General features: G+C 72.9%; 26 protein-coding genes and 1 pseudogene. 11 read left to right on the forward strand and 16 right to left on the reverse strand.

Annotated elements, in window-relative coordinates; genetic code table 11:
* Positions 1-17 precede the first annotated feature (17 nt).
* The 4 genes from AB0F58_RS00655 to AB0F58_RS00670 are packed head-to-tail and all read left to right on the forward strand — an operon-like array spanning position 18 to position 2645.
* Positions 18-371 carry a DoxX family protein gene (locus tag AB0F58_RS00655; protein ID WP_357135895.1) on the forward strand — a complete coding sequence of 118 codons (354 nt, stop codon included), beginning with the start codon at positions 18-20 and terminating at the stop codon, positions 369-371.
* 8 nt (positions 372-379) lie between these two features.
* On the forward strand, positions 380-1327 hold the full coding sequence (locus AB0F58_RS00660; protein WP_357135897.1) for an ROK family protein: 948 nt from the start codon (positions 380-382) through the stop codon (positions 1325-1327).
* 24 nt (positions 1328-1351) lie between these two features.
* Entirely contained in the window at positions 1352-2173 is an 822-nt protein-coding gene (locus tag AB0F58_RS00665; protein ID WP_357135900.1) for a shikimate dehydrogenase, read from the forward strand.
* Between the two features lie 58 nt (positions 2174-2231).
* Positions 2232-2645, forward strand: a complete 414-nt coding sequence (locus tag AB0F58_RS00670; RefSeq protein WP_357136783.1) for an Asp23/Gls24 family envelope stress response protein — start codon at positions 2232-2234, stop codon at positions 2643-2645.
* A gap of 102 nt (positions 2646-2747) precedes the next feature.
* Here AB0F58_RS00670 and AB0F58_RS00675 read toward each other — a convergent pair whose 3' ends face one another.
* The gene (locus tag AB0F58_RS00675; protein ID WP_357135903.1) at positions 2748-3305 is read right to left on the reverse strand and encodes a helix-turn-helix transcriptional regulator; all 558 of its coding nucleotides are present in this window, start codon (positions 3303-3305) and stop codon (positions 2748-2750) included.
* 47 nt (positions 3306-3352) lie between these two features.
* Here AB0F58_RS00675 and AB0F58_RS00680 point away from each other — a divergent pair, with 47 nt between their 5' ends.
* Positions 3353-4138 carry a class I SAM-dependent methyltransferase gene (locus tag AB0F58_RS00680; protein ID WP_357135905.1) on the forward strand — a complete coding sequence of 262 codons (786 nt, stop codon included), beginning with the start codon at positions 3353-3355 and terminating at the stop codon, positions 4136-4138.
* Positions 4139-4208: 70 nt separating this feature from the next.
* On the opposite strand, the gene AB0F58_RS00685 is transcribed toward AB0F58_RS00680, so the two are convergent.
* The 3 genes from AB0F58_RS00685 to AB0F58_RS00695 are packed head-to-tail and all read right to left on the reverse strand — an operon-like array spanning position 4209 to position 6241.
* Positions 4209-4865, reverse strand: coding sequence for a hypothetical protein (locus AB0F58_RS00685; RefSeq protein ID WP_357135908.1), 657 nt, complete (start codon positions 4863-4865; stop codon positions 4209-4211).
* Between the two features lie 51 nt (positions 4866-4916).
* The gene (locus tag AB0F58_RS00690; protein WP_357135911.1) at positions 4917-6101 is read right to left on the reverse strand and encodes a helix-turn-helix domain-containing protein; all 1185 of its coding nucleotides are present in this window, start codon (positions 6099-6101) and stop codon (positions 4917-4919) included.
* Positions 6098-6241, reverse strand: coding sequence for a hypothetical protein (locus AB0F58_RS00695; protein ID WP_357135914.1), 144 nt, complete (start codon positions 6239-6241; stop codon positions 6098-6100). Before AB0F58_RS00695 ends, AB0F58_RS00690 begins: the two co-directional genes overlap by 4 nt.
* Before the next feature lie 222 nt (positions 6242-6463).
* On the opposite strand from AB0F58_RS00695, the gene AB0F58_RS00700 reads away from it, so the two are divergent.
* Positions 6464-6646, forward strand: a complete 183-nt coding sequence (locus AB0F58_RS00700) for a hypothetical protein (RefSeq protein ID WP_357135915.1) — start codon at positions 6464-6466, stop codon at positions 6644-6646.
* Here AB0F58_RS00700 and AB0F58_RS00705 read toward each other — a convergent pair.
* From AB0F58_RS00705 to AB0F58_RS00725, 5 genes and pseudogenes are all read right to left on the reverse strand, one after another.
* Positions 6619-6936 (reverse strand): annotated as a pseudogene (locus AB0F58_RS00705) (type I restriction enzyme endonuclease domain-containing protein); the annotation flags it as partial. The gene AB0F58_RS00700 and the pseudogene AB0F58_RS00705 sit on opposite strands and share 28 nt — an antisense overlap.
* A 36-nt stretch (positions 6937-6972) precedes the next feature.
* The gene (locus AB0F58_RS00710) at positions 6973-7443 is read right to left on the reverse strand and encodes a hemerythrin domain-containing protein (protein WP_357135918.1); all 471 of its coding nucleotides are present in this window, start codon (positions 7441-7443) and stop codon (positions 6973-6975) included.
* A gap of 312 nt (positions 7444-7755) precedes the next feature.
* Complete coding sequence (locus AB0F58_RS00715) at positions 7756-8472, reverse strand: hypothetical protein (protein ID WP_357135920.1); 717 nt, start codon at positions 8470-8472, stop codon at positions 7756-7758.
* Positions 8462-9085: an FHA domain-containing protein gene (locus tag AB0F58_RS00720; RefSeq protein ID WP_357135922.1), complete on the reverse strand. Its 624-nt coding sequence runs from the start codon at positions 9083-9085 to the stop codon at positions 8462-8464. The genes AB0F58_RS00715 and AB0F58_RS00720 overlap by 11 nt, the downstream gene beginning before the upstream one ends.
* 41 nt (positions 9086-9126) lie before the next feature.
* On the reverse strand, positions 9127-10842 hold the full coding sequence (locus tag AB0F58_RS00725) for a protein kinase (RefSeq protein WP_357135924.1): 1716 nt from the start codon (positions 10840-10842) through the stop codon (positions 9127-9129).
* Positions 10843-11077: 235 nt separating this feature from the next.
* Between AB0F58_RS00725 and AB0F58_RS00730 the strand changes: the two genes are divergently transcribed.
* Positions 11078-12421, forward strand: coding sequence for an MATE family efflux transporter (locus tag AB0F58_RS00730; protein WP_357135927.1), 1344 nt, complete (start codon positions 11078-11080; stop codon positions 12419-12421).
* Between the two features lie 95 nt (positions 12422-12516).
* Here the strand turns inward: AB0F58_RS00730 and AB0F58_RS00735 are convergent, their stop codons facing one another.
* Genes AB0F58_RS00735 through AB0F58_RS00760 form a run of 6 tightly spaced genes read right to left on the reverse strand, consistent with a single transcriptional unit; the run spans position 12517 to position 18504 of the window.
* Entirely contained in the window at positions 12517-13881 is a 1365-nt protein-coding gene (locus AB0F58_RS00735; protein ID WP_357135930.1) for a hypothetical protein, read from the reverse strand.
* On the reverse strand, positions 13869-14735 hold the full coding sequence (locus tag AB0F58_RS00740) for a gamma-glutamyl-gamma-aminobutyrate hydrolase family protein (protein ID WP_357135932.1): 867 nt from the start codon (positions 14733-14735) through the stop codon (positions 13869-13871). The genes AB0F58_RS00735 and AB0F58_RS00740 overlap by 13 nt, the downstream gene beginning before the upstream one ends.
* Entirely contained in the window at positions 14732-15136 is a 405-nt protein-coding gene (locus tag AB0F58_RS00745) for a GNAT family N-acetyltransferase (RefSeq protein ID WP_357135935.1), read from the reverse strand. The genes AB0F58_RS00740 and AB0F58_RS00745 overlap by 4 nt, the downstream gene beginning before the upstream one ends.
* Entirely contained in the window at positions 15123-16415 is a 1293-nt protein-coding gene (purB, locus tag AB0F58_RS00750; RefSeq protein ID WP_357135938.1) for an adenylosuccinate lyase, read from the reverse strand. Before purB ends, AB0F58_RS00745 begins: the two co-directional genes overlap by 14 nt.
* Entirely contained in the window at positions 16412-17143 is a 732-nt protein-coding gene (locus tag AB0F58_RS00755; protein ID WP_357135941.1) for a class I SAM-dependent methyltransferase, read from the reverse strand. The genes purB and AB0F58_RS00755 overlap by 4 nt, the downstream gene beginning before the upstream one ends.
* Positions 17140-18504 (reverse strand): hypothetical protein, encoded by a 1365-nt coding sequence (locus AB0F58_RS00760; protein WP_357135944.1) that lies wholly within the window; start codon positions 18502-18504, stop codon positions 17140-17142. Before AB0F58_RS00760 ends, AB0F58_RS00755 begins: the two co-directional genes overlap by 4 nt.
* Before the next feature lie 650 nt (positions 18505-19154).
* Between AB0F58_RS00760 and AB0F58_RS00765 the strand changes: the two genes are divergently transcribed.
* From AB0F58_RS00765 to AB0F58_RS00780, 4 genes are read left to right on the forward strand one after another with little or no spacing between them, the layout of a single operon-like run.
* Positions 19155-20687 (forward strand): hypothetical protein, encoded by a 1533-nt coding sequence (locus tag AB0F58_RS00765; RefSeq protein WP_357135947.1) that lies wholly within the window; start codon positions 19155-19157, stop codon positions 20685-20687.
* Positions 20680-22092, forward strand: a complete 1413-nt coding sequence (locus AB0F58_RS00770) for an amidase family protein (RefSeq protein WP_357135949.1) — start codon at positions 20680-20682, stop codon at positions 22090-22092. The genes AB0F58_RS00765 and AB0F58_RS00770 overlap by 8 nt, the downstream gene beginning before the upstream one ends.
* Complete coding sequence (locus AB0F58_RS00775; RefSeq protein WP_357135952.1) at positions 22089-23615, forward strand: glutamine synthetase family protein; 1527 nt, start codon at positions 22089-22091, stop codon at positions 23613-23615. Before AB0F58_RS00770 ends, AB0F58_RS00775 begins: the two co-directional genes overlap by 4 nt.
* Positions 23593-24612, forward strand: coding sequence for a GNAT family N-acetyltransferase (locus tag AB0F58_RS00780; protein ID WP_357135954.1), 1020 nt, complete (start codon positions 23593-23595; stop codon positions 24610-24612). The genes AB0F58_RS00775 and AB0F58_RS00780 overlap by 23 nt, the downstream gene beginning before the upstream one ends.
* 64 nt (positions 24613-24676) lie before the next feature.
* Here AB0F58_RS00780 and AB0F58_RS00785 read toward each other — a convergent pair whose 3' ends face one another.
* Positions 24677-26011, reverse strand: a complete 1335-nt coding sequence (locus AB0F58_RS00785) for an MFS transporter (protein ID WP_357135957.1) — start codon at positions 26009-26011, stop codon at positions 24677-24679.
* Positions 26012-26137 lie beyond the last annotated feature (126 nt).

Below are 26137 nucleotides of genomic sequence, written 5' to 3' on the forward strand. Positions count from 1 at the left end.
GACCCGAGGACAGCCCCGTGCGTATCCCCATCATCACCCTGACCGTCATCCTCGCCTCCGTCCTCATCTCCGTGGCGCTGCCGAAGCTTCTCGGCCAGACGGAGATGCGGAACCGGATGGCCCGCCTCGGCGTCTCGGCCGGCCTCACCCGGACGATCGGCATCCTGGAGGTCGCCGGGATCGCCGGGCTGCTGCTCGGCCTCCTCTGGTGGCCGGTGGGCGTCGCGGCGGCCGTCGGCCTGACCGTGCTGCTGATCGGCGCGGCCGTCTACCACATCCGGGCCAAGGACCCGGTGCCGATGGCGGTGGTGCCGGTGGCGTTCGCCGTGGCGGCGGCCGCGATCGCCGTCCTGCACGTCCTCGACAACTGACCAGCGGCATGACGCACGGGCCGGACGTCGGCGTCCTGGGCGTCGACGTCGGTGGCACGAAGGTCGCGCTGCGCGCCGAGGCCGCCGGACGGCCCACGTACGAGCGGACCTTCTCCTGGCCGACCGGCGGCGGTCCGGCCGACGCTGGTCACGCCGCCGGTGACCCGGCCGGCGATCTGGCGGCGCTCGACGCGGCGGTGGCCGCGCTGCGCACCACGTGGGGGCCGGTCGGCGCGGTCGGGGTGGCGATGCCGGCCACCACCGACCCCGACGGCCGGGTCCTGACCTGGCCGGGCCGACCGAGCTGGACCGGCCTCGACCTCACCGGCGCGCTGCGGCGGATCTTCCCCGACGTGCCGATCGGGTACGCCGACGACGGCGACCTGGCCGCGCTGGCCGAGGCGCGCGACGCCGGCCACGACGACCTGGTGTACCTGGGCGTGGGCACCGGGATCGGTGGCGGGATCGTGCTGGGCGGCCGGCCCGTCCCGGCCCGCGCCTCCGCCGAGGTCGGCCACATGGTCGTCGACCTCGACGGCGCCACGTGCGACTGCGGCCGTATCGGCTGTCTCCAGTCGGTTGCCTCCGGCCCGGCCACCCTGCGGCGGGCGGCGCGGGAGCACGGCGGCGCGGTCAGCTTCGACCAGTTGCGGGCCGGGTGGCGGAACCGTCTGCCGTGGGCGGTCACGGCGGTGGACGAGAGCTGTGCCGCCCTGGCCTCGGCGGTGGTGAGCCTCGGCGAACTGCTGGCGGTGCCGGTGGCCGTGGTGGGTGGCGGCTTCGCCGACGGTCTGCCCGGCTTCGTCCCGCGCGTCGCGGACCTGGCCCGGCAGGCGGGGCGTCCCGGGCGACCGGCTCCGACGGTGCGGGCCGCCGTCCTCGGCGGGCTCTCCTCGCTGCACGGCGCGCTCTGGCTGGCCCGCGACCTGGCGACCGACCGCACCGGCTCCCGGTAACCGCACCCGGAAGGACCACCTCCGATGCTCGACGTCGACACCCCCGTCACGGCCGTGCCGGCCATCAGCGGTACGACCCGGGTGTACGCCCTGCTCGGCGACCCGATCGCCCAGGTTCGCGCGCCCGGCCTGCTCAACCCGGTACTCGCCCGACGCGGTACGGACGCCGTGCTGGTCCCGGTGCACGTCACGGCGGCCGACCTCGGCCCGGTGGTACGCGGCCTACGCCAGATGGCGAACCTGGACGGGATGCTCGTCACCGTGCCGCACAAGGCGGCCGTCCTGGCGCTCGCCGACCGGGTCACCGACCGCGCCCGCCTGACCGGCAGCGCGAACGCCCTGCGCCGCGAGCCGGACGGCACCTGGACGGCCGACACCTTCGACGGGGACGGGTTCGTCCGTGGCCTGGTCGGTGCTGGGCACGACCCCCGGGGTGGCCGGGTGTGCCTGGTGGGCGCGGGCGGTGCGGGCAGCGCCATCGCGGTCGCGCTGCTCGACGCCGGGGTGGCCGCGCTGCGCCTGGTGGACACCGACCCCGGCCGGCTCGACGCGCTGCACGGGCGGTTGTCGCCGGTGTACCCCGGCCGGGTCAGCGCCTCGCCCCACCCGCTCCTGGCCGACGTCGACCTCGCGGTCAACGCCACTCCCCTGGGGCTGCGCCCCGGCGACCCGCTGCCGTTCCCGGTGGGCGATCTGCCGGCGCACGCCGTGGTCGCCGACATCATCATGACCCCGGTGGAGACGGCGTTGCTCCGGGCGGCGAGCGCCCGTGACCTGACGGTCCAGCCCGGCCTGCCGATGCTCGCCCACCAGATCGAGGCCTACCTGGAATTCTTCCGCCTGTGAGCCGAACGAGTACAGTCCGTCTGCTCGATACGCGATGACGACGGTCAGGGGACGGACCATGGGTGACGAGGCGACGCAGGAGCTGTCGGGGACGCCGGACGTAGTGGTCGGGGGCAGCACGCACGTTTCCGACGAGGTGGTGGAGAAGATCGCGGTGGCCGCCACCCGCTCGGTGCCCGGGGTGGCCGAGCTGGGCGGTGACGTCGCCCGCTTCTTCAACGCGGTGCTCGACAAGGTCGGCCTGGATCAGGTCGGCGACGCCCGACGCGGCTGCTCGGCCCACGTCACCAACGGCGCGGCGGTGGTCAACCTGGTGATCGTGATCGAGGTCGGCTCTACGGTGCCGCAGGTCACCGAGGCGGTGCGCGCCAAGGTGACCGAAGCCGTCGAGGCGTACGGGCTGCGGGTCGACGAGATCAACATCCGGGTCGACGACGTGGCGCTCGGCGATCCTGCCGCGCCCACCGCCTGAGAACACCGGCGAGCACGTCCGTCAGACCGGAGGAGCCCGGGTCGTCGCCCGATCCGTGGTGCGGCAAGGGCAGCCGTCGCGCCGTGGGGTGACCCCGCCCGGTCAGTGCTCCGGGCCCAGGTGACTGCGTCCACCCTCGTGGTCGAGGATGCAGAGGATCTCCGCCGGGCCGCCATGGGCGCCGAACGCGTGCGGGACCAGGGTGGAGAACTCGGCCGCCTCGTTGGTGCCGACGAGGATCGTGCGCTCGCCGAGGCGCAGCTCGATCGTGCCGGAGAGCACGGTGAACCAGTCGCGCCCGGGGTGCACCCGTAGGTCCTCCGGCGCCTCACGGGTGACCCGCAGCTTGGCGACGGTCTGGTTGCTGTCCCGGGAGAGCAGCCAGGTGGTGATGCCGCGTTCCTCGTTGCAGTGCGGACGGATCACCACGTCGTCGTCGGAGTCGGACTCGACCAGCCGGTCGAGCGTGGTGCCCAGCACCCGGGCGATCGTGACCATCTGGTCCAGGGCGATGCGCCGGTGGCCGGTCTCGATCCGGCTGAGCGTGGAGGGGCTGATCAGGCAACGGCTGGCCAACTCGTCCAGCGACCAGCCGCGCGCCACCCGCAGGTTGCGGATCCGGTGCCGAACCAGGGTCTCCAGCTCCTCGTCTTGCTTCATAGGCAAGATAGTATGCTGCTAAGGCAAGATGCGCCTACTGTCGTCGCATGGCACACGACCACCTGATCGAGATGCTCGACCTGGACGCCGAGGTTCTGCACGAGTACGTCCGCGACCTGATCGGCTGGGTCGGCCGCGAGGCCGCCGACCGTCCCCGCATCGTGGACCTGGGGGCCGGCAGCGGCACCGCCTCCCTCGCCCTCGCCCGGGAGCTGCCCGGCGCCACGGTCACCGCCGTCGACATCGCCCCGGAGATGCTGGCGCACCTGCGCGGCCGGGCCGATGCCGCCGGGCTGGGCGACCGGATCCGTACCGTCGAGGCCGACCTCGACCAGCCCTGGCCCGACCTCGGCCCGACCGACCTGATCTGGGCCGCCTCCTCGATGCACCACATGGCCGACCCCGCGGACGCGCTCGCGTCGGCGTTCGCCGCGCTGCGGCCGGGTGGCCTGCTGGTGATCGCCGAACTGGAGTCGTTCCCGCGTTTCCTCACCGGCACCGTGGACGAGGACGTGGAGCTGCGCGGTCACGCCGAAGCGGCGAAGCGGCGGCACGAGGCGGGCATGCACATGCACGAGAACTGGGGCGACCGGATGAGCCAGGCCGGCTTCACGTCGGTGACCGAGCGGCACTTCGACATCGACCTACGCCCGCCGCTGCCGGCGTCGGCAGCCCGCTATGCCCAGGTCGCCCTGGGGCGGATGCGCCACGGCCTTGAGGGGCGGCTCTCCCCGTCGGACTCCGCCGCCCTGGAGAGGATCGTCGCGGGCCTGATTGCCCGCGACGACCTCAGCGTACGCACCGAGCGGACCGTCTGGCTGGCCCGCCGCTGACCCCCTGACCGCACCAGGCCGATGCCCCCGGCCCAGCCGGCCGCACGGTCGGCCATCGACACGGCAGCAGTCAGAGGCCGAGCGACTCGGCGACCTGGGCCGCGAGGTCGTCCTCGGTTGTCCCCGGGGCCACGCGGATGACCGGCAGTCGCATGCTGGTCACCGTCGCATCGAGTCGCTCGGTGAACATCCGGTCCCGTTCCAGCAGGTTACGCAGGGCGCGTTCGGGGTCGCTGGTCCGGCCGGCGATCTGCCACAGACCCTCGCGGCTGTCGAACGCCGCTCGGCGGAATTCCGGAGTCGGGAGCAGCCAGACGGCACGTCGAGGCTCGGCCAACAGCGGCGCGACAAGCTCCGGTAGAAGCCGAAAGCCCTCCGCGATGACGCCGCGATCGGCCGGCAGGGCCAGCAGGTCCTCGACGATGAGGCCGAACGCCTCCCCGCGGTACCAGTGGAACGTGTCCAGCATGGTGTCCGGGGACCGGTTCACCCACCGATCATCCATGTCCATCGCCATGAACTGCCGCAGATAGGGCGTGTTCTCGGGGGTGCTCCGCCGGGCATGCTCACCCATGACGTCGTCAGTCGCGTACCGGCCCAGGCTGTACTGGTGCGCGACGCGGGCCGCGATCGTGGACTTGCCGGCGCCGCTGCCACCGCCGATCCAATAGACGTGCGCAAGGCGGTCCCGCAGGTGAAGAGCCGCTCGCGTCGATGCTGCGTCCATTGGAGGAACTGTATCGATGGCCCAGCTGGCGCGATGCCTTCCTCGCCCAGGTCAGGGTCGGGTCAGGCCGACGGTGCTGGCAAGGCGGGTCAGGTCGACGGAGGTCGGGCCGGCCCGGAGGACAGCCGCCAGCGCCGCGTGGGCGACGGGCCGGAGTCGGACCTCGGCTGGGGCGATACGGTCGGCGGTGACGAGCGCCCGGCCGGCGGCCCGATGATCGCCGAGGTCGAGGTGAGCCCGGGTCATGTCGATCAGGTGGGCGGCCCGGTGTTCGGCCGGAAGCCGCTGCCAGGCGTCGCCGCTGGCGGCGCGCTGGTGCAGGGCGACAGCGAGGTGGTTGTCGCCGAGGCGGACGGCGGCCAGTGCGCGGGCCAGGTCGACCACGATCGACCCGCACCCGCTGCCGTCGTCGGGGTGCCGCGCCGCACAGCCGGCGGCGCGCTCGGTCAGGTCGTCGGTGGCGGTGCCGTCCCCACAGGAGGCGGCGGCGAGAGCGGCCTCGGTGAGCAGGGTCGCGGCCAGGGCCAGATCATCCGGTACGGACACGCGCGCCGGCACCGCCTCGATCGCCCGTACGGCGGTGGTCGCAACGGCCATCGCCAGGCCACCCCGGCCGAGCGCCCGGAGCGCCTGCGCCAAGGGGACGGCAGCGAGAGCGGTACGACGTGGTTGGCCGGCGGCGGCGGTCATGGCCCGGTCGGCGGCCAGCCAGGCGAGGTGGGGCTCGCCGAGTTTCACCAGCATCTGGGCCGTGAGTTGGTACACCCGCACCAGCAGGCCGGCGTCGGGACGATCGACGTCACGGGTCGCGGTGAGCAGGTCGGGCACCATCCGGAGCACCTGGGAATGGTGGGCGTGCCGGTAGGCGGTCCAGGCGTACCCGATCTGGCGGTCGAGATCGGCCGCCGGGGGTGGCTGATCGCGGTCGGTGGGGTCGTAGCAGGCCAACGCCACGCGGATCCGTTCCACGGCGGTGGTGGCGTCGGTGGTCGGCGTCCGTCGGGCCGCACGGCCGACCAGCACGCCGGGTGCCACGCCGAGAGCGGCGGCCACCGTCTCGATCACGGAGAGGCGGTCGAGAGTACGCACCCCGCGCTCGACCTTGTCGACCCAGCTCTTGGACCTGCCGACCCGGTCGGCGAGGACCTGTTGACTCATCCCCCGGCGTGCCCGTAGCTGCGCCACCCGCCGGCCGATCGGCAGCTCCCGGCGGTCCTGCCGGCCCGGCGTGGTCACCGCTGCTCGCTGCGGTGCATGGCCTCGGTCGACCGCCCGCAGTACGGACACCACCGGGACTTGACCCGGAACGCGAGCAGCCCGAGCAGGAACCCCGGCACCAGCCCGCCGAACACGATGGACGCGATCTCGGACGTCACGAGCACTCCCACCTTCTGCCTGCACAGGGACAAGGCCCGGCGATGAGCGTTATGCCTGGCCGGAAGGTCTTATCGACGACAGCGAAAGCTCCCGGTACGGGATGTATCGCGTCACCCGTCCAGGGTGGCACTCACCCAATAGTCTAGTCAACTGGCTATAGCCAAAAGACTAGAAAACGCCTGCCTACGTTCGGAGGCGTGGACCCTGGGCCAGGCCGCTTGATGGGGCCTTACGAAATCGCGCAGCGCCTCGGCGTCTCGCGGCAGCGGTTCCAACAGCTTGCCCGGTATCCCACCTTCCCGAAGCCGTACCAGGAGCTACGGGGCATGAAGGTGTGGTTGGCCAAGGACATCGAGGAATGGATCGCCAGGTACCGTCAGCCTCGGCCCACTGACGAAGACTGACAACCAACGCCCTCGCCACCGAACCCGCCCAACAACTCAGCCACGTGCCACCACACGCGCAGGCGGATGTAGCCAACGGTGACGTGCATCCGGTTGGCATGAGGGATGCCTCTCAACGGTGGTGAGGAAAGCGTCTGCGTAGTGCCTCGGTCGAACAGTCCTCGGCGAAGGTTTCGGCCTGCATCAGCACCCGACGAATCGCCCAGGTCGCGGGCGATGTCGGCGAGCTTGCCCTCCCCCATCACCGCCACGGCGGCCTCGTTGTCGGCGACCGCGTCGTAGAAGGCGAGTTCGTCGGAGGAACTCGCACCGCACGAGCATGCCCCCTAGAGAGGTCCCAGCACGGTGCCGGGGTCCGCGTCCAGTTCCAGGGTCTTCAGCACAGTCAGGAGTTGGCGTTCCTCGTAGCGGAAGTGCGATTCCATGATCGCCGCCAAGCCCTCCAGATGACGGTCCAGCTCTGCGGGCGGCGCGGCCCGGGTCACGGCAGCCTGTAGACCGGTCAGCAGGTGGGCCATCATCGAGTGGTCCTGCCGCAGATAGCGCAACGCCTCGCGCAGTTCCGGGTACTGCTCGGCGATGGCGGGAAACAGGTCACGGTCCTCACCCTCGTGGTGGGCCGTCAGGGCGGCGCAGAACCCGTGACAGAACAGCAGCAGGTCTCTGGTCGCCGGTTCCGCCGACTCACCAGCCGCCAGGGCTTCCCGGGTCACGGTCAGTGCGTCGCGGAGCCGGTCGTGAACGTTGTGCAGCTCTCGGTGCCAGGCCACCAGCCTGCTCTTCTCGCCCTCACGCATAGGTAGAGGGCGAAGGGACAACGATCATCGTCGTCGTATTCCCTTCGGTCCGGCGCCTCCATGCCTGACACGGTCTGCCACCGGCACGCGACGCTGGAGCTGAGGCTACCACGGGTGATCAGCGCGCTGGTCGCCCTCGGGCAGGGCACCGCAGTTCGGCGACCGGGGGGTGTGGACACCGGCGCGGCTCAGGTACGCCGCCCCCCAGAGCGGCCACCGGCAGGCCGACCACCAGACCTCGGCGTAGTGCCGCCGGACGGCGATGATCGCCGCGTACGGGACGACCGACAGACCGTCCGACGCCGGTCCGGGCTACGGCGACCTCCCTCCGCCACGGTGCCGGTCGAGCCAGTCGAGGTCCTGCGGTCCGATCAGCCGCATGCTGAGGAACCACTCGCACAGCCCTCGGCGGGCGTCCGGCCCGTCGAGTCCCTGCACCCCGGCTGCCGCCAGTTCGTCGCGCAGGTGCTCGATGCGCTTGCGGATCTGGTCCCGGCGGAGTCCCAGCAGGTCGGCGGCCTCCTGGTAGGTCAGCGGTCGGGGATCGTAGTGGGGGTAGCGGCGTAGGTAGCCGGCCGCGAGGGCGACGAGCGCGGCCCGGCGGGTCCCACCCAGCAGCGGGACGTGAGCGGCGGTGCTGACCAGGTCGGCGGCGGGAACGTCCTGGTTCGACACGGGTGCCATGGCCCACACCTGGAGAGCATGTGTCCACCGCTCGCCGGTGACGAGCACGGTGACGCCACGCTGGTCGACCAGGTGTCGGCTCGGCGGCCAACCCGGGTGGCTCACCGGCAGCGGAGTCGCCACCCCGGTGTCCTGGACCACGTGCAGGGTCCGCTTCCGGCTGCGGTTCACCACGCACCACAGGCCGCCGTGTTGCTCCACCGAGCCGGTGATCCGGCTGATACCCCGGTCCGTGCTGTCGAGGACGACCGTGCAGGAGCGGTCCCGGCCGAAGGTGAGCCGGCCGCCGGCGGCGACCGTGTGTTCCGTACCGGCCACGGTGACCCGGGCGGAGTCAGCGGCCATCGGCCGTCCCCTCGTCCAGCCTGGTGAACACCTGCCGGATGGTCGCGACGACGGCGGCGGACTCGGCGGCGGCGAGCGCACCACCGCCGTGAGCGATCCGGTTCCGGGCCAACCGGATCGCGTCCACCCGGTGGAAGGGCAGTCCGGTGCGGCCAGCCAGCCACCGTACGGCGGCAGCGCCCCGCCTGCCGGGTGTCCGGCGCTGCAACTCCTCCCACTCGGCGACGATGCCGAGGCTCGTGGCGGGACCGGCGACGGCCGACGGAGGCGGGGCGGTGGCGGGCGGCGCGGTGGGAGGCGGGGCGGTGGTGGGAGGCGGGGCGGTGGGAGACGGCGCCGCAGGGCCGGTGGCGGGTGGCGGGGGTGGTGCGGCGGCGTCGACGACGGCGCGCAGCAGGGTGTGGCCGATCCGCAGGACGTCACCGTCGCGCAGGGTGGCGGTGGTGATCCGGGTGCCGGCCAGCCAGGTGCCGTTGGTGCTGCCGAGGTCGGTGACGAGCAGACCCTCGGGAGTGGCCTGGGCCCGCAGGTGCCGCGCGGAGACCATCGGGTCGTCCAGGCCGTCCGCTCCTCGGCCGAGGACCACCCCGGCGGTGTCGACCGGGATGAGCACGCCGTGTTGCGATCGCAGGCCCGACCGTGGGTCCTGTCCCGTCACGGCTCGCGGACCAGCCGTGCGTCAGCCCACACGAACAGGCCCACGTCGCAGTAGAGGACGCCTCTCTTGTCCACCGACTCGAGGACCAGCGTCCGGGCGCCGGTCAGGTCAAGGTCCACCGAGCCGACCTGGTCCCGGGTCACCACCCAGGAGCCGACCAGCTTGCCGTCCACCTTGGCGCGGAACGTGCCGTGTGCGGACGTGCCGGGGTCGGCCGTGATCCCGACCGTGGCGGTGAACCGGCGGTAGCCGCCGTCGAGGGAATACTCGGTGACACTGGTGGAGTCACTGAACCCGCAGTCGGCCGCCAGGCTGTCGGGGTAGTCCCGACCGGCAAGGCGGAAGGTGCCGGGAGTGAGTTCGGTCGAGCCGTCGGCCGCCTCCAGGCCGGACAGTTGGTGCACGACGGGTTTGCGGGCGACGACCAGCCGTACCAGGGCGGGCGCCTTCTGGCCGACGGGTGGCACGGTGTCCACCACCGTCCCGTCCGGTTTCGAGTCGTCGAGGACGATCTCCGTACGCACGACGAGCCCACCGGCCTGCAACAGTTCGGTGGCGTCCCGGTCGGTCATCCCGCGCACCTCCGGTATCTCGGTGAGCCGGACCGTCGGCACACTCGTCGGCGCGGTGCCGCCGGCCGTTCGGTCCGGGCGCTCGGATTCGTCGCTTGGCAGCAGGACCGCCAGGAGCCCGACGACACCGGCCAGGGCGAGCACTCCGGCGGCGACGGGCCAGCGGAGGACGCGACGCAGCACCGGACGGACGCCGCCGGTCGGTCGCGCGGTTGCCGGCGAGGCTGGCATCGGCGGCGCCATGCCCTGCTGCAGACGTCCGACGGTGGTGCTGGTCTGTGCCCGCAGCGCCCGGAGCCACTCGTCGGGCGCCGGCCGCCGGTCGGGGACCGGATCGAACATCTGCATCAGGTGGTCGAGCAGGCCCGGGGTGTTACGGACCAGCGGAAGGTCGGCGAACCGGGCCCGGACGGTCTCCGGTTCCTGCGCGGGGTGTTCCCCGGTGAGGACGAAGGCAGTGAGCGCTCCGAACGAGTACCGGTCGGAGGCGGGCGAGTAGCTGCCCTCCGCGACGACCTCCGGAGCCCAGTAGCCGCGGGTGCCTTCAGCAGGCTGTCCGTCCTGCCGGGCGACCCGGGACAGGCCGAAGTCGACCAGGACCGCCTGACCGTCGTCGTTGATGATCACGTTGGACGGCGTCAGGTCGGCGTGGATGATCGGCCGCTTGGAGGTGGCCCGCCCGCTGTGCAGCCAGACGAGCACGTCCGCGATCTGGGCGAGATGCTGGAGCGCGACGAAGTAGTCGGCGGGTTCCCGGTGCAACGCCGCCCATTCGGCCAGGTTTCGCCCCTCGACCCAGTTCATCACCAGGTAGAGGCTGCGCTCGCCGTCGCCGACGGCCTGACCGGCCCGGTGCAGCGGGGCGCCCTCGAAGCCCTCGTGGACGCCGACCACACCGGGATGTTGGATGAGCCGGAGCACGGAGACCTGCTCCGCCCACCGTGCCCGCCACACCGTGCTCGCGTGCTGGAGGCCGTCACGCAGCACCTTGACCGCGACCGGTTCCCAGCCACCCGCGACGACGGTCGCGGCCCGCCAGAGCGTCGCCTCCCCGCCACTGCCCACCTGCCGGATCAACCGGTAGCGGTCCGGCTCCTCGTCCGGCCCCACGTAACAGCTGTCGTCCACCGTCGTGGTCATGTCGTATCCCGTCCATTGTGCTCGGTCCCGTTCTCCTGAATCGTGGTCTGCCCGCCCGGAGCTGTCCAGGGCAGCCCTGCCCACGACGCCGTCGACGGGTGGAGGGCGGGGCCGGGTCGCGGGCACGACACTCGCGTCCCACGCGCGGACCTACGACAATCAGGGCCGACGACGGAGGAGCTTTCTGAACGGGCGACGGACGGCGGGACACGGCGACGGGTGGCGGATCGTCGCGGTGGCGGCTCCGCTGTACCTGTCGATGATCGCCACGTCCGTCGGCTCGATGGTGGTCACCGCGACGCTGGGCCGCTTCGACACGGCCGCGCTCGCCGCGTTCGCCCTGGCCAGCGCGGTACACGCGCCCACGATGGCGGCGGTGACCGGCGCGGTACGCGGTGTGCTGCCCTTCGTGTCGTCGGCCGCCGACGACCGCGACGGCGTACGGCGGGTGGTCCGGGACGGCACGTGGCTGGCGGTCGCCGTCGGTGTGCCGGGCGCCGTCGCCGTGTCCGGGGTACCGCTGCTGGCCCGGGTCGGTGGTGTGCCGGCCGAGACGGTCGCCGCACTCGGCCTGCTCCCGATCCTGCTGGCCGGATCCGTGCTGCTGGGCTCGGTCGGGGCGATGGCCTCGTCCAGTCTGGTCGGGCTCGGGCGTACCAGGACGGTGGTGCGGGCCGGTCTGGTCTCCGCGACGTGCGCCGCCGTCCTGTCGTCGGTGCTGGTCAACGGATTCGGTCCGGTGCCCGCGTTCGGTCTGGCCGGTGCCGGCGGCGCGGTGCTCGTCGCCAGCCTGGCCGCCGCGGTCCTGAACCTGTCCGGCCTGCGGTCGGTGCTCGGCACCCCGGTGGCGGGCTCGCCGACGGCTCCGGTGACGGGCTCGGTGACCGCCCCGCCGACGGCTCCGGTGCGGGTCCGACCCGATCTGCGGCGGGTGCGGGAGCTGGCGGCGGTCGGCATCCCGATGGCGGGCACCGTCCTGGTCAAGTTCGGGGTGCTCGGCGTCCTCGCCTTCGCCGCCGCCCGGGTCAGCACGCCCGCCGCGGCGGCCCACGGTGTCGCCGTCTCGCTGGTCGGCCTGATCTTCGCGGCGGCGGTCGCGGTCGGCCAGGCCGGCGTCCCGCTGGTCAGCAGCCGAGCCACGGCGGGCGACGTCGCGGGCGTGCGGCGCGGTGTACGGGCCGCGCTGCTGGTCGCCGCCGTCGTCGTGGGCGCCCTGTGCGCCCTGCTGGTGATCGTGCGTCCGGTGGTCCTACCCCTGTTCACCGAGGATCCCGGCGTCCGGACGCTCGTCACCGCACTGGTGCCGGTCGTGGTGTTGGTCATCCTGGGCGACGGGTTGCAGGCGGTCCTCGGGTTCGGGCTGACCGGACTCCGGCGCACGGCACCGAGCTTCCTGGTCTTCTCCGTCGCCTACGGCCTCCTCGCCCTGGCGGCGCTGCCGGTCGCCTCGGCCGCCGGCCTCGTCGGGCTCTGGACCGCGCTCGTGCTGACCAACGCCCTGGTCGTCGTCGGGCAGGGCAGTATGTTCCTGTGGGTCAGCGCCCGCCTGCCGGAGCCGGTGGCCGACGAGGCGCGGTGACCGGGACCGATGACCGACCCAGGGCCGGTGGACGGGGTCGCCCGTCGGGGCCGCCACGGGCGGCGGCACCGGCGGGCCGGGTCCGGTGCGGGTGGTCAGGTGGTCAGCAGACCGGCGGCGAGCAGCTGGTGGGCCAGCAGTTCCGTGGTCACCAGCAGCGACCGGGCCCGCAGTGGGTCGACGGCGAAGAGGTCGGCGAAGACCTGCTCCGCCGCGTCGCGCACGGTGACCCCGTCGGCCAGCGCCTCGATGAGGCCCGCGACGCGGGCCACGGGTGCCTCGACGTGCGTCTCGTCGGCGAGTTCCCAGAAGCCGTCGGGCAGGTCCCGGCTGCCGTACCAGTATCCGGCCACGACCTGTTCCCGGGCCGCGTGCAGCCCGGCGGCCGGACCGGTGGGGGTCAGCGGGACGTCCAGCACCGGCGGGGCGGAGAGGTCGACGAACTCGACCTGACCGGTGCCGCCGGAGCGGGCCACCAGTCCGCAGGCCAGATAGGACGGGCGGTGGTATCCGCGCAGGTGGGCCAGGGAGAGGTCGAGCAGCTCGGCCGGGCTCCGGTCGGGGTTGAGCCCGGTGGCGAGCGTGGCGGTGAGCGCGGCCCGCACCTCGTACGGCACCCGTCCGTCGGCGACCACGACGACGTCGTAGCCGGTGCGGGCGGCGAAGCCGCGCAGGTCGTCGAGGAGGAGCGGCCCGCCCTCGTGCCCGAGGCACTGGAACCGCATCACCAGCATGCCGTCGTCCGGGTCGAGCAGGTCGACGCCCCGGCCGAGCAGGTCCCGGATGGCGTCGAGCCCGTCCGGGCCGCCGTTGCCGGCCGGCGAGTAGGCGAAGCCCGGGGGCGTCGGCACGTACGGCAGGTTCGCCGCCAGGCAGTTGAACCGGACCCCGGCGAGGTCGACCTCCTGGAACCGGCCGCGGACGGCGTCGACCCGGTGGGCGAGGCCGTTCAGGGTGGCCGACAGGGTCGTGGCGGTCCGGCACTCGTCCAGCAGGTCGACGGAGAGGACGTGGTCGGCGGTCCGGGCGAGCGCGCAGCCGGTGATGCCGGAGCCGGAGCCGACGTCCAGGGCGCGCCCGTGCGGGGCGGCGTCCAGGATCGTGGCCACGAACCGCAGCGAGTCCTCGCCGAGGTAGACGGTGCCGCCGCCCGGTTGGCCCGCCCGGTCGCGGGCCGCCAGCAGCCCCCGGTAGGCGGTCAGTTCCCACCGGGCCGGGGCGAGGGTCTCGTCGGCGAAGTCGCCCACGACGAGGTCCTTGGCCAGCTTCGGGTCGAGGCTGTCCCCGGCCGGCGTCCCGTCGTGCAGCAGCCGGAAGAGCCGGTCTCCGGCGTCGTCCGGGGCGGCCGGCAGACCGGCGTCCGGGGGAAACGGCTCGTACGCCGAGCGCGCCCGGCGTCGGCGACGGTCCACCCGGTCGGCGAAACCGGTCTGCCGTAACGCGGTGGTCAGCGTGTCCACGCGGAGTTCCCCTCCGATCGGGCCCGGTCGTCGGCGGTGCGCGGCGGGGTTGTCGGGCTGGGATCGGCGAGATGCGGCGGGGCGGCGGAGCCGGAGGTGCCGGGGTGCGGCGGACCGGCGGGGGTGGGGGTGTCGAGATGGCGCTCCCGCGCCGCCTCGACGAACGCGCGGAACAGCCGCCGTTCCGGATCGATCTCCGGGTGCCACTGCACGCCCACCACGAAGCGGCGGTCGGGGTCGCTGATCGTCTCGACCGTGCCGTCCTCGGTCCAGCCACTCGCGACGAGACCACCGCCGAGCGCGTCGATCGACTGGTGGTGGTAGCAGGCGACGAGTTGCTCCGCGCCGAGTACCGAGCCGGGCAGGGCGTCGGCGCGCAGCCGGATCCGGTTGGTCGCGAACTCCGACCCGGCCGGCTGGTGGTCGTCCGTGCCGACCAGGGCCGGCAGATGCGGAGTCAGCGAGCCGCCCCGCACCACGTTGAGCAGTTGCATGCCCCGGCAGACCCCGAGGACCGGCAGGTTCGCCGCGAGGGCGACCCGCAGCAGGGCCGACTCCCAGCGGTCCCGTTCCGGGGCGAGGGTGCCGGTGTGCGGGCCGACCTGGCCGCCGTACAGCGCCGGGTCGATGTCCGCGCCGCCGACCAGCAGCACGCCGTCGACCCCGGCGAGCACCCGGGTGGCCTCCGCGTCGCCGCCGCTCGGCGGCAGCAGCACCGGGATGGCGCCCACCTCGGCGAGCCCGCCGACGAAGTCGGTGGGCACCAGCGAGGCCCGCCGGTGCCAGCCACGCCAGGTGGCGTGTTCCTCGTACGTGCTGATTCCGACGACGGGACGAACCGACGGCCCGCTCACGACAGCGGATCCCGTACCCAGGCCGACGGATGCCGGGTGAACCCGACGTGCGGGTAGTACTCGGCGGCGGCGGGTGCCGACAGCAGGACCAGCTTCGCCCGGGGCGCGGCCTCCTGGGTCACCCGCATCAGGTCGACGCCGATGCCGCGCCGTTGGTACTCCCGGTCCACCGCGATGTCGGAGAGGTACGTGACGTAGGCGCCGTCGGTGATGCTGCGGGCGATGCCGACCAGCTTCTCGTTGATCCGGGCCACCACGACGAGGTTGGCGTTACGGATCATGTCGGCGAACCGCTCGCCGTCCGCCACCGGTCGACGCTCGGCCAGGCCGGAGGCCCGGTACAGGGCGGTCACCTCGGCGACGTCGAGGGACGGGCCGTTGACGACTTCACACTTCCACATTGATGATCTTCTCCAAGCGTTCGCGGAGCATCGGGCTCGACTTCAGGAAACGTTCCGGGCGGAACTGGTCGTCGGAGACCGCGACGGCGTGCTCCCGGAGCGTCTCCGCCATCGGACGGTCACCCTCCCACGCCCGGGTGGCCGCCGCCTGGACGGTCCGGTACGCCTCCTCGCGGTCCATCCCCCCGGCGATCAGGTCGAGCATGACCACGGAGCTGTAGATCAGCCCGTTGGTGGCGTCGAGGTTGCGGCGCATCCGCTCCGGGAAGACCCGCAGCCCTGCGACGATCTCGGTGGCGCTGGTCACCTGGTAGTGGACCGCCTGGAAGCTGTCCGGGAGGACGACCCGCTCCACCGAGGAGTGGGCGAGGTCGCGTTCGTGCCAGAGCGCGACGTTCTCCAGCGCCGCGCCGGCATTGGCCCGCAGCACCCGGGCCAGCCCGCACAGCCGCTCGCTGGAGGTGGGGTTGCGCTTGTGCGGCATCGCGCTGGAGCCCTGGTACGCGGCGGTCTTCGGTTCCTCCACCTCACGCACCTCGGTACGTTGCAGCAGGCGCAGCTCCAGCGCCAGCTGCTCGACGACCGCACCGAGCAGCGCGATCGCACCGAGCAGGTCGGCGTGCCGGTCCCGGGCTACGACCTGGGTGGGTACCGGCTCGACCCCGAGGCCGAGCCGGTCGCAGACGTACCGTTCGACGAACGGGTCGAGCTGGGCGTAGGTGCCGACCGGACCGGAGATGGTGCCGACCGCGACCAGGTCGCGGGCCGCCGTGAGCCGGGTGACCGCCCGGTCCACCGCGAGCGCGTGCACCGCGAGCTTGTGCCCGAAGGTGGTCGGCTCGGCGTGCACGCCGTGGGTCCGGGCCACGCAGACGGTGTCCCAGTGCTCCAGGGCCCGTCGGCACAGCGTGTCGCGCAGCCGCCGGGCGGCGTCGGTGACCAGGTCGCAGGCGGTCGCCAGGGTGTACCCGAGGGCCGTGTCGACGAGGTCGTAGCTGGTCATGCCGTGGTGTACCCAGCGGGCGGCCGGTCCGGGGATGGTCTCGGTGTACGCGGCGAGGAAGGCGAGGATCTCGTGGTCCCGGCTGCGTTCCAGCTCCGCGACCCGGTGCGGGGTGGGCACCCGACCCGCGCGGATCTCGGTCAGCTCGTCGGCGGTGATCAGGCCGAGGGCCGCGTGCGCCTCGCAGGCCAGTAGTTCGACCCGGACCCAGAGGGCGTACCTCGCCTCGTCGGTCCAGAGCCGGGCCATCTCCGCCCGTGCGTACCGTGGGATCACCGTGGCCGCCGGGCCCACAGGACGGTGCTGCGGAGGTTGCCCGGCACCGGGCCCTCGGCGAGGGCGGCGCGCAGCGCGGTGATGCCGGCCCGGAAGTCCTCCTCGCTGATCAGGTGCAGGCAGGAGAACGCCTTCTCCTCGAACCGCTTCGGGTCGGTGAGCTGGTACGTGCTCTCCACCGTCGCCTCGTGCGGCTCGACGAATCCGGCCAACGCCATCGCGTCGGTCAGCGTGCCGACCGGGTGGAAGCGGGCCAGTTCCGCCTCGATCGCGGCCGGGAAGAACCGGGACAGCGGCAGCCGGTTACGGATGTTCCACTCCGAGTCGGTGACCGTGCAGAAGTAGCCGCCCGGCTTGAGCGCGGCGAGCGCCCGGGTGAAGTAGGACTCCAGGTCGGTCACGAAGTGGATCACGTCGACCGAGAAGACCAGGTCGAGGGTCCCGGGTGGGACGTCGAGTTCCTCGGCCCGCCCCTGCCGCAGTTCCAGGGTGGCCGGCTGGGTACGGGCCACCGCCAGCATCTCGGCGGACGGCTCCAGCCCCAGCGACCGGGCCCCCGTCTCCTGCTGCACCGCGCTGATGTGGTTCGCCGTGCCGCAGCCGACCTCCAGGACGGTCGAGTCGGCGGTGATGCCGGCATGGTCGACGAGGTGCCGGATCAGTCCCGGGTACGTGCGGCGGTGCCGGGCGTACTCGTTGGCGAGCTTGTCGTAGTCGATGACAGTCACGATCTCGTCTCCAGATCAGCGGATTCCAGGACCGACTTCGCCTGGTCGAGGTACCAGACGATGAAGGCGTAGGTGGCGAGCCAGGATTCGGTGGTGCGCAGGGACCGGTCGTACTTCAGCCAGCCGGCGAGGGAGTTGGCCGCGCCGACGTAGAGACGGGCCCGCACCACCGGTTCGGGCTCGGTGACCGGCGGGATCTCGAGCATCCGCCGTTCCAGGGCCCGCACCTCGTCGGAGAACTCCATCGGCAGGGTCAGCGAGGAGAGGTCGAGCACCCCGGCGGTCGGGTCGACCGTGGCGACGTCGAGCAGCTCCGCGCTGCGGCCGGCGACGACCGCCTCCAGCACCGCGGCCATCGGCAGCACGCCGTGCAGCAGGGTGGCCAGGTCGAAGACCGGGTCGCCGTAACCGGGGTCGACCCGGTCCCGGCCGTCCCAGAGGGTGCGTGGGTCGATGAAGACCGGGCTGCCGTCCGCGCGGTGGAGCATGTTGCTCATGTAGATGTCGCCGTGCACGACGCTGCCCCAGGAGGGCAGCAGCGAGGTGGCCACCTCGTCGAGCCAGCGGGACGCCGCGGTGTATCCGGGCACGGTGGAGCCGTCGGGCAGGCGGACCGGTGCGGCGAAGAGGGTGTCCGGGTCCGCGCCGGGCAGCCGGGCCGCGAGGGTGACCCGGAACGCGGGGTGCTCACGCAGCGCCGCGAACCGCTCCCGGTAGAGGTAGTCCGCGACGGTGGGCGGTCGGCTGGGGTCGACGGTCAGCCGGTACCACCGGGCGAGGCAGGCCAGGTGGGGTTCGAACCGGGCCAGCGCGTCCGGGGCGAGGCGGGTCCGGGCCGTGTCCGTGAAGAGGGCGCCGACGTCGACCTGCTCGGCCGCCTCCATGATGCTCACCGCCTGGTGGCCCTGGAGTTCGACCGCGCGCAGTTCGGGGAAGGGCGCGGGCAGCCCGGCCGCGGTGAGTCGGGCGTTGGCCTCCCGGGTGAACGCCGCCTCGGAGCGGATGACGGCCTGCGGTCCGATCTTCGCCACCAGCGGTCCGTCGACGTCGAACTGCACCACGCCGGTGGAGTCCGAGCCGGGCTTGTGCAGTTTCTCCAGCGTGGGGGCGGGACGCAGCAACGCGTTCCAGGCCCGCAGCCGGGTCCGCCCGACGAGGTCCACGACCGCGTCGACGTGCCCTCGCGGGTCGTCGGAGGCGGGCAGGTGCCAGCCGTGCAGCGGGCCGCCGAGCAGGTACGTGCCGACGAGCGGTTCGGCCGCCACCGACCCGTCGACGGTCACGGCCCGGACCGGACCGGGCAGGGATTCGTGCGGCACCGAATGGGCGACGACCCGGACCGCCACTCCGAAATGGCGCATTCTCTCGATGGCGGTGGCCACAGCGTCCGGCCATTCTAATTGCCCCTCGGAGGACGTTCGAGGATCGACGAAAATCACCGTCCAACCGACTGGGTCAATCGTGGGACCGGTTTTCCCGTCGGCACCGAACAGCCGGTAGAGGGTGGCGAGCTGAGCCGGGGAGGCCGGTTGCGCGGCTCCGGGGAATGCAGGGTGTTCCGCGTTGTTCATGTGGCTGTCCCCCGATAGTTCACCCACTCTGGGTACGGATTAGATCACCCTGGGTCAATCGACCATGCCACGAGGCGACGATCGACGTCAAGCCTGCACTTCCTTTTCGGACATAGAACCATAGGCACAAATTGATCCTAATTGTACGCGTTGCAGCGCCCGACCGGGTCGGGTAGCTTCGGCTTGCTCACCGTTAAGGGATCTATTCACATCTACTTCTATTCGATCATGAAGTAGCCCACGTGCTTTACAGGGGAGCACTGTTGATATCTCTGAAACGGGACGGTTACCCCCATCTGTTGGAGACGACGGCGGCGTCCGCGCGCGCGTCCACTTCGGCGCGTGAAGCGCTCGGGGTCTGTCTGACGTTGGACGGCCGGCTTCCCGAATCCGTCAACCGTCGCGCGCTCACCCCGGCCGACCGCCTGACGTATCAGGAATTGATCAGTGCCGACTCCGAACCCGGTCTGGGCCCCGAGGCCGACGGCGGTTGGACGCTGGTGCTCACCCACACCGGCCGGACCCGGTTCACCGCTCCCGGTGACCCCGGCCCGGCCGACGGGCACCTCATCGGCACCCTGCGGTGGACCGACGAACCGGCCGACCTCGTCGAGCGCCGCAAGCGGATCACCACGGAGACGGTCGGCCGCTGGCAGGAACTGCACGACGGACTCACCGCCGAGCCCGCCGAACGGATCCACGCCCGGCTGGAGCACATCGCGACGGTCGCCGCGCACATGGCGCCGATCCTCATCTACGTCGGCGAACGGGTGTACCGCAACCTCGGGCGATCGAGCAACCTGCCCGGCAAGTCCCTGAGCTTCGGACAACCCGGGTGTGTCCTCACCGAACTGGCGGCCACTGCGGTGGACCGGTGGCAGCCGGAGGACGCCTGCTTCGTCGCCTGCCTCGGCGCGCTGCTCGCCTCCGGCCCACCGGTCCGGGTCGAGGAGTTCAACGGCGTCCAGCTGGACCCGGTGGAGCTGGAGCAGTTCCTCCGCGAGCGGCTGGCCGCGTACGGCGCCCCCGCCCCCGAGCGGGGCGACGCGCCCCTGGGCACCTGGCTGGAGCGGCTCGCCGCCGCCTGCGCCGCCGCCCGCGACCGGTCACTCGCCGCCGGCGCGGTCGCCTACCGGGTGATCAACGGCATCAACCTGCACAAGCGGGAACACCTGTTCACGGTGCCCCTGGCCGTGACCGACGTGCCCGCCGGGGTGCTCGCGTTCCTCACCGAGCGGACCGGTTGGCGGCCGACGCCGGACAGCGCGCTCGCCGACCACGTCCCGTCGGCCGTACGCCTGGCCGACGACCTGGTCACCGGCGTCGCCCCGGCCGGCTTCTCCAGCGGTTTCGAGGAGTTCCTGCACGCCTTCCTGACCGTCACCGCCGAGGCGTTCGACGCCGACGTGTCGATGAGCCGGGGGCCCCGCTCGTTCGCCTCGCTGCGCGCCGAGCCCGCCGACGACGCCGACCCGCTGGCCCTGCGCACCCGGGACTTCTACTGCTGCGTCACCCCCCGGGCGGCGTTCGCCGCCCGCTTCGACGGTCACCGGGCCGCCCTCGTGCGGTGCCTGTCGGCGTACAGCACCCGGATGCGGTACAACACCTGGCACTACCTGCCGCACACCCTCGGCGTGGAGTCCTCCGGACAGTCGAAACGCTCGGACTGGTTCTTCGCCCCCACCATGCCCGACGTCACCGACTGGTCCGACCAGCACCACGCCGGACACGTCGAGTTCGGCGTGCGGTACGCGATCCGGGTGCCGTTCGGCGTCGACTTCGACGGCCGACGCCTGCCGGGCCTGTACGACCTGCGGCTGCTGCGCGTCGCCGAACCACCGTTCACCGTCGCCGAGCTTCGTTCCGCCGCCGCCTCGGCCCTCCTGCTCCAGCAGGTCTACCAGGCGATGACCCGCTACGAGCCGACGGTCGCCGACTTCCACAACGGCTGGTTCGGGTCCCACTATGGATGACCGCCTCCGGCAGCTCGACCTGGTCGGGTTGCGGCGGTCGTACGCGACGAAGGAGCTGTCCCCCACCGAGTACGTCCGCGCCACGCTCGACGCGGTGGCCGCGATCGACCCCGGGCTGGGCGCGTTCCTCACCGTCGACGCCGAGGGCGCCCTCGACCGGGCCCGGACCGCCGAACGGACGCTCCGGACGGAGGGTGGCGCCGCCTTCCGGAGCAGACCGCTGCTCGGCGTGCCCGTCTCGGTCAAGGACCTCACCCCGACCCGGGGGCTGCGGACCACCCGTGGGGCGGTGGCGCTGCGCGACTGGGTGCCCGACGAGGACGCCCCGGCGGTGGCCCGGCTGCGCCGGGCCGGCGCGGTGCTCATCGGCAAGACCAACACGTCGGAGGGCGGGTGGAGCGCGGCAACCCGGAACCTGCTCGCCCCGCCCACCGCCAACCCGTGGAACGTGGCGCGCAGCGCCGGTGGATCCAGCGGCGGAGCCGCCGCCGCGGTCGCCGCCGGGCTGGGGGTCGCCGCGACCGGCACCGACGGCGCCGGCTCGATCCGCATCCCCGCCTCCTTCTGCGGCGTGGTCGGGTTCAAGCCCACCTTCGGCCGGATCCCCTACGCCCCGGTGAGCCCGGAGCGACTCTCCCACCTCGGGCCGATCACCCGGTCCGTGGCCGACGCCGGCATCCTGCTCGACGTCCTGGCCGGTCCCGACCCGGCCGACCCGTACTCGCTCGACCTGCCCGGCGAGCCGCACGGGAGCACCCCGGACGTGCTGCGGATCGGCTGGATCGCCCGGCCCGGCCAGCTCACCCCGCAACCGGACGTCCTGGACCGGTGCGGTCGGGCGGTCGCCACCCTGGCCGCGCTCGGGCACGTCGTGGAAGCGATCGATGCGCCCTTCGACGACCCGTACCCCACCCTCGTCACCGTCCTCGCCGCCGCCGAGGCCGCCGGCCAGCCGGCACAGCGGGATCCGCTCGCCGACCCCGACCGGCTCGCGGTGGTCGCGCACGGCCGGCGACTCACCGCCGCCGACCTGATGCGGGCCGAGGCGGAACGCGCCGCCCTGCGGCAACGGCTGCACGCCTGCATGTCCCGGTACGACCTGCTGGTCATGCCCACCGTGCCGGTCGAGCCGTTCGACCGGGCCGCCATCCGCCCCGACCACGGTGCCGACGGCTCGCCGCTGGACTGGCTCGCCTGGGCACCCGCCTGTCACCCCTTCAACCTGACCGGCCAGCCGGCCGTCTCGATCCCGGTCGGGTTCGGTGCCACCGGCCTGCCCGTCGGGCTCCAACTGGTCGGCGCGTGGCACCGCGACAGCGTCGTCCTGCGTGCCGCCCACGACCTCGAAGCCGCCCTCCCCGCCACGGGAGTCCCGCCCCGACCCGAAAGCCAGGACCTGAGATGACGCCTGCCGACCCCCGCGACCCCCGGCGCCTCGTCGACAGCTGCACCGGCAGCCGTGACTTCGTGGCCCGCCACGAGGTGTGGGACGACCGCCAGCGGGAGGCCGCCCGCGAGGTGGAGAGCCGCCTGCCCGACCTGGACCTCGTCCGGGTCGTCTTCGGTGACCCGCACGGGGTCGCGCGCTCCAAGACCCTGACCGCGACCGCCTTCCGCTCGGTGCTGCGCAACGGCATGGACTACAGCCCCGGACCGTTCGTCTTCGACACCGGACACGCGGTCGCCGTCGACTTCTTCAGTTCCGGCGGCGGCCTGGGCATCCCCGAGCTGACCGGTGCCGGCGACTTCATCGTGGTGCCGGATCCGGAGACGTTCCGCGTCCTGCCGTACACCGGCTCCCGGGTCGGCTGGGTGATCGGCGACGAGTACCTCCGCGACGGCGTCCCGCACCCGCTGTCCAGCCGGGCCGCGCTACGCCGGCTCTGCGCCCGGCTGGCCGGGCGTGACCTGGAGGCGGTCATCGGTCTGGAGGTGGAGTGGTACCTGACCCGGCACGCCGGCGGGGACCCGGGCGCCCAGGTCGGCGGCTTCGGGCACCAGGGCGAGGCACCGAGGGTCGAACCGGTCAACGGCGGCTACCAGTTCAACCTGGACCTGTTCACCGACGCCCTCTCCCCGGTGCTGGAGCCGCTGGCGCGGACCCTCGTCGAGCTGGGCCTGCCGCTGCGCACCATGGAGCACGAATCCGGTCCCGGCCAGCTCGAGTTCACCTTCAGCCCGTTGGAGGGTCTCGCCGCCGCAGACGCGATGCTGCTCTTCCGCAGCGTCACCAAACAGGTCGTGGCGCGGCAGGGATACCACGCCTCGTTCATGGCCCTGCCCGGGTTGCCGCGCTTCGACCCCAGCGGCTGGCACCTGCACCAGTCCCTGATCCAGCGGTCCACCGGGGAGAACGCCTTCGCCGCCCCCGGCCGGCTCCTGTCCGACCTCGGCGAACGCTACCTGGCCGGGCTGCTGCACCACGCCGCCGGCGGCACACTCCTCGGCGTGCCGACGGTGAACGGGTACCGCCGGATGGGCGAGGAGTTCTCCCTCTCCCCCGACCGGGTGGTCTGGTCGGTGGAGAACCGGGGTGCGTTCCTTCGGGTGCTCGGCGGCGACGGGCTGCCCGACACGCACGTCGAGAACCGCATCGGCGAACCCTGCGCCAACCCGTACCTCTACATCGCCGCGCAGGTCAGCGCGGGCCTGGCCGGCATCGATGCCGAACTCGTGCCGGGTGCCGCCGCGACCGACCCCCATTCGGTCGCCGCGCCCGCCCTGCCGCGTACGCTCGGTGAGGCGTTGGAGGCGTTCCGCAAGAGCGCCCACTACCGGGACGTGCTCGGCGACGCCCTTGCCGACTGCCTCTTCCGGCTCAAGAGCAGCGAGCTGCGGCGCTACCACGCCTGGCTCGACTCCACCGGTCCGGTCGCCGGCGACACCGTCTCAGAGTGGGAGCAACGTGAGTACTTCGCGATCTACTAGCGGCTACCGCACCCGGGTCGTCCGCAGCGTCGAGGAGCTGAGCCCGCAGACCACCGACCTGGCGCTCGCCGCCGGTGCCTCCGAGTTCTACTACGGCCACGAGTTCCTCCGGGCCTACGAGCGGGAGCCGATCCAGCCGGTGCGGGACGTCTACTACGTGGAGACCTACGACGCCGACGGCACCCTGCTGGCGCTGACCCCGGGCTACGTCCAGGGCGATCCACTTCGGGCACTCGGCCTGGCCGACGGCGAACTCGCCCTGCTCAGCCACGTCTGGCACTGCTCCGACACGCAGCTGGCCAGCGTCGTGCAGACCCCCGCGGTGGCCGAGGCGGTCGTCGGCGCGCTGCGCGAGGTCGCCGCCGCCGCCGGACTGCGCCGGTTCGGGTTCATCAACGTCCCGACCGACTCGCCGGCCGCCCGCGCCCTCGCCGGGGCCGGCCTCACCGGGATCGACCTCGACACCCGGTACTGGATGGACCTCGCGGGCATGGGCGACTGGGACGGGTACCTCGCCACCCTGAAGCTCAAGGACCGCGGCGAGTACCGCCGGCAGCTCCGACGCGCGGACGACGCCGGGGTGAAGATCGTCGAACGGGCACCGACCCGGCACGAGGATCCGGAGAGCCTGCGCATCTTCGAGGAGCTGATGGCCCGGGTCGGGTCGGCCGGGTACTACAGCGCCGAGCGGATCGCGGCCTTCCTCCAGTACACCCAGAAGGGCGCCCGGATCATCGAGGTGACGCTGGGCGGCGACCTGATCGCCAAGGCCGTCGTCTTCATCGAGACCCGCAAGATCCATGCCTGGGCCGGCGGGTACAACCGGGACCCGGCCCTCTCCTTCAGCCCGTACTACGTCCTGATGGCCGCGATCATCCAGCTCGGGTTCCGCGTCGGCGTGCCGATCCTGGAGGGCGGGCGGCGCAACCCGGCGTTCAAGATGCGGTTCGGCATGGTGCCGCAACCCCTCCAGGCGTTCATGGCCACGAACGGTTGACCGGTCCGGCCGGACGGGTCCGGGCGGTCGGCCCGGACCCGTCGGGCCCGGGGGCCGGTGCCGGTCACCGCCCGCCGGTCGGGCCGATCCGCCGGTCGCGGGCCGCCCAGCCCCGTCGGGCCGGGCGCAGCAGGACCACCGAGCCGGCCAGCAGGGCGAGGGCCAGCACCTCCGCTCCGACGCCGGTGAGGGCGAGCGCGACGACCGAACCGTGTTCCATCGCCAGACCGCCCGCCACCCCTCCGAGCGACAGGCCCAGGTAGGAGAACGACCCGTTGAGCGACATCGCGACGGTGGGCTCCGGGAGGTCCAGGCTCGCGATCCGGTGGTTCTGCGCCGGGGAGACCCCCCAGGCGGACATGCTGATGATCGCCAGCAGCACCGCGAGGAGGCCGACGGCGACCCGGGAGTCGCGGGGTGTGAAGAGGGCGAGCAGGGTGAGGGCGACCAGGCCGGCGCAGAGCACGGCCACCAGGATGGCGTAGGCGCGGGTTCCGCCGAACGCGTCCGCGGCACGACCACCGACAGCGCTGCCCAGCACCGCGGCGACGCCCCACACCAACAGGAAGACCCCGACCCCCGCGGTGCCGACCCCGGTGATCTCCATCGCGACCGGCGCGACGAAGATGAAGATCGTGAACTCGCCCGCCATCACCAGCAGGTAGGACAGCAGGGCGACCAGCACCCCCGGCTGGGCCGCCGCCGCGAGTCGCTGCCGCACGGTCACCACGGCCGGAGTCTCGACCCTGGGCATGACCAGGGCCAGCACGGTCGTCGCCAGGGCGGCCAGGACGGCCACCAGGACCAGGGTCAGCCGCCAGTCGCCGACCGCCCCGACCAGGGTGCCGAGCGGTACGCCCAGCGCGGTGGCGGCGGAGAGGCCACCGGCCACCAACGCGATGGCGCGTCCCCGACGGTGAACGGGGGCGACCGCCACCGCGACCGCCAGGGCGCAGGGCAGGTACAGCGCCGATCCGACGGCCGCCAGCACCCGCGAGGCCATCAGCACCCGGTAGTCCGGCGCGAGGGCCCCGAGCACGTTGGCCAGGACGAGGATCGCCAGGGCCACCAGCAACAACCGCTTCCGGTCGCCCCGCGAGGTGAGCGTCGCCAGGACCGGTGCGCCCACCGCGTAGAGGAGCGCGAAGACGCTGATCAACTGGCCGGCGGAGGCCGGGGAGACGGCCAGGTCGGCGGCGACCCGGTCCAGCAGGCCACTGATGATGAGACTGTCGGTGCCGACGGCGAACGCCCCCAGCGCCAACGCCGGCAGCGGCGACCGGCGCCGGGTGCCCCGGCCCGCCCCGCCGGACCGGGTCGGCTCCGGGTCACCGGATCCGTGGGCCGGGAGCCGGAGCCGGACGGCGGGACCACCGGCGGGCTTCCCGGGGGTGCTCATGCGCTGCTGCTCCTTGTCTGGCCCGTGACGGGGACGGCCGTCGTCGCCCCGGGGGCCGGTCACGCGGCGGCGGGCGGAACGTCGACGCCACGACTGGTCTCCGTTGCGGCGGCACGGGGAGAATCC

The sequence above is a fragment of the Micromonospora sp. NPDC023956 genome, from assembly GCF_040639195.1.
Classification (GTDB): Bacteria; Actinomycetota; Actinomycetes; order Mycobacteriales; family Micromonosporaceae; genus Micromonospora.

What these genes read in the sequence shown, in the direction of transcription:
- AB0F58_RS00660 (WP_357135897.1), top strand. Translation starts at nt 380, where the DNA reads ATGACGCACGGGCCGGACGTCGGCGTCCTGGGCGTCGACGTCGGTGGC.
- AB0F58_RS00665 (WP_357135900.1), top strand. Translation starts at nt 1,352, where the DNA reads ATGCTCGACGTCGACACCCCCGTCACGGCCGTGCCGGCCATCAGCGGT.
- AB0F58_RS00670 (WP_357136783.1), top strand. Translation starts at nt 2,232, where the DNA reads ATGGGTGACGAGGCGACGCAGGAGCTGTCGGGGACGCCGGACGTAGTG.
- AB0F58_RS00675 (WP_357135903.1), bottom strand. Translation starts at nt 3,305, where the DNA reads ATGAAGCAAGACGAGGAGCTGGAGACCCTGGTTCGGCACCGGATCCGC.
- AB0F58_RS00680 (WP_357135905.1), top strand. Translation starts at nt 3,353, where the DNA reads ATGGCACACGACCACCTGATCGAGATGCTCGACCTGGACGCCGAGGTT.
- AB0F58_RS00685 (WP_357135908.1), bottom strand. Translation starts at nt 4,865, where the DNA reads ATGGACGCAGCATCGACGCGAGCGGCTCTTCACCTGCGGGACCGCCTT.
- AB0F58_RS00700 (WP_357135915.1), top strand. Translation starts at nt 6,464, where the DNA reads ATGGGGCCTTACGAAATCGCGCAGCGCCTCGGCGTCTCGCGGCAGCGG.
- AB0F58_RS00710 (WP_357135918.1), bottom strand. Translation starts at nt 7,443, where the DNA reads ATGCGTGAGGGCGAGAAGAGCAGGCTGGTGGCCTGGCACCGAGAGCTG.
- AB0F58_RS00715 (WP_357135920.1), bottom strand. Translation starts at nt 8,472, where the DNA reads ATGGCCGCTGACTCCGCCCGGGTCACCGTGGCCGGTACGGAACACACG.
- AB0F58_RS00725 (WP_357135924.1), bottom strand. Translation starts at nt 10,842, where the DNA reads ATGACCACGACGGTGGACGACAGCTGTTACGTGGGGCCGGACGAGGAG.
- AB0F58_RS00745 (WP_357135935.1), bottom strand. Translation starts at nt 15,136, where the DNA reads ATGTGGAAGTGTGAAGTCGTCAACGGCCCGTCCCTCGACGTCGCCGAG.
- AB0F58_RS00760 (WP_357135944.1), bottom strand. Translation starts at nt 18,504, where the DNA reads ATGCGCCATTTCGGAGTGGCGGTCCGGGTCGTCGCCCATTCGGTGCCG.
- AB0F58_RS00770 (WP_357135949.1), top strand. Translation starts at nt 20,680, where the DNA reads ATGGATGACCGCCTCCGGCAGCTCGACCTGGTCGGGTTGCGGCGGTCG.
- AB0F58_RS00775 (WP_357135952.1), top strand. Translation starts at nt 22,089, where the DNA reads ATGACGCCTGCCGACCCCCGCGACCCCCGGCGCCTCGTCGACAGCTGC.
- AB0F58_RS00785 (WP_357135957.1), bottom strand. Translation starts at nt 26,011, where the DNA reads ATGAGCACCCCCGGGAAGCCCGCCGGTGGTCCCGCCGTCCGGCTCCGG.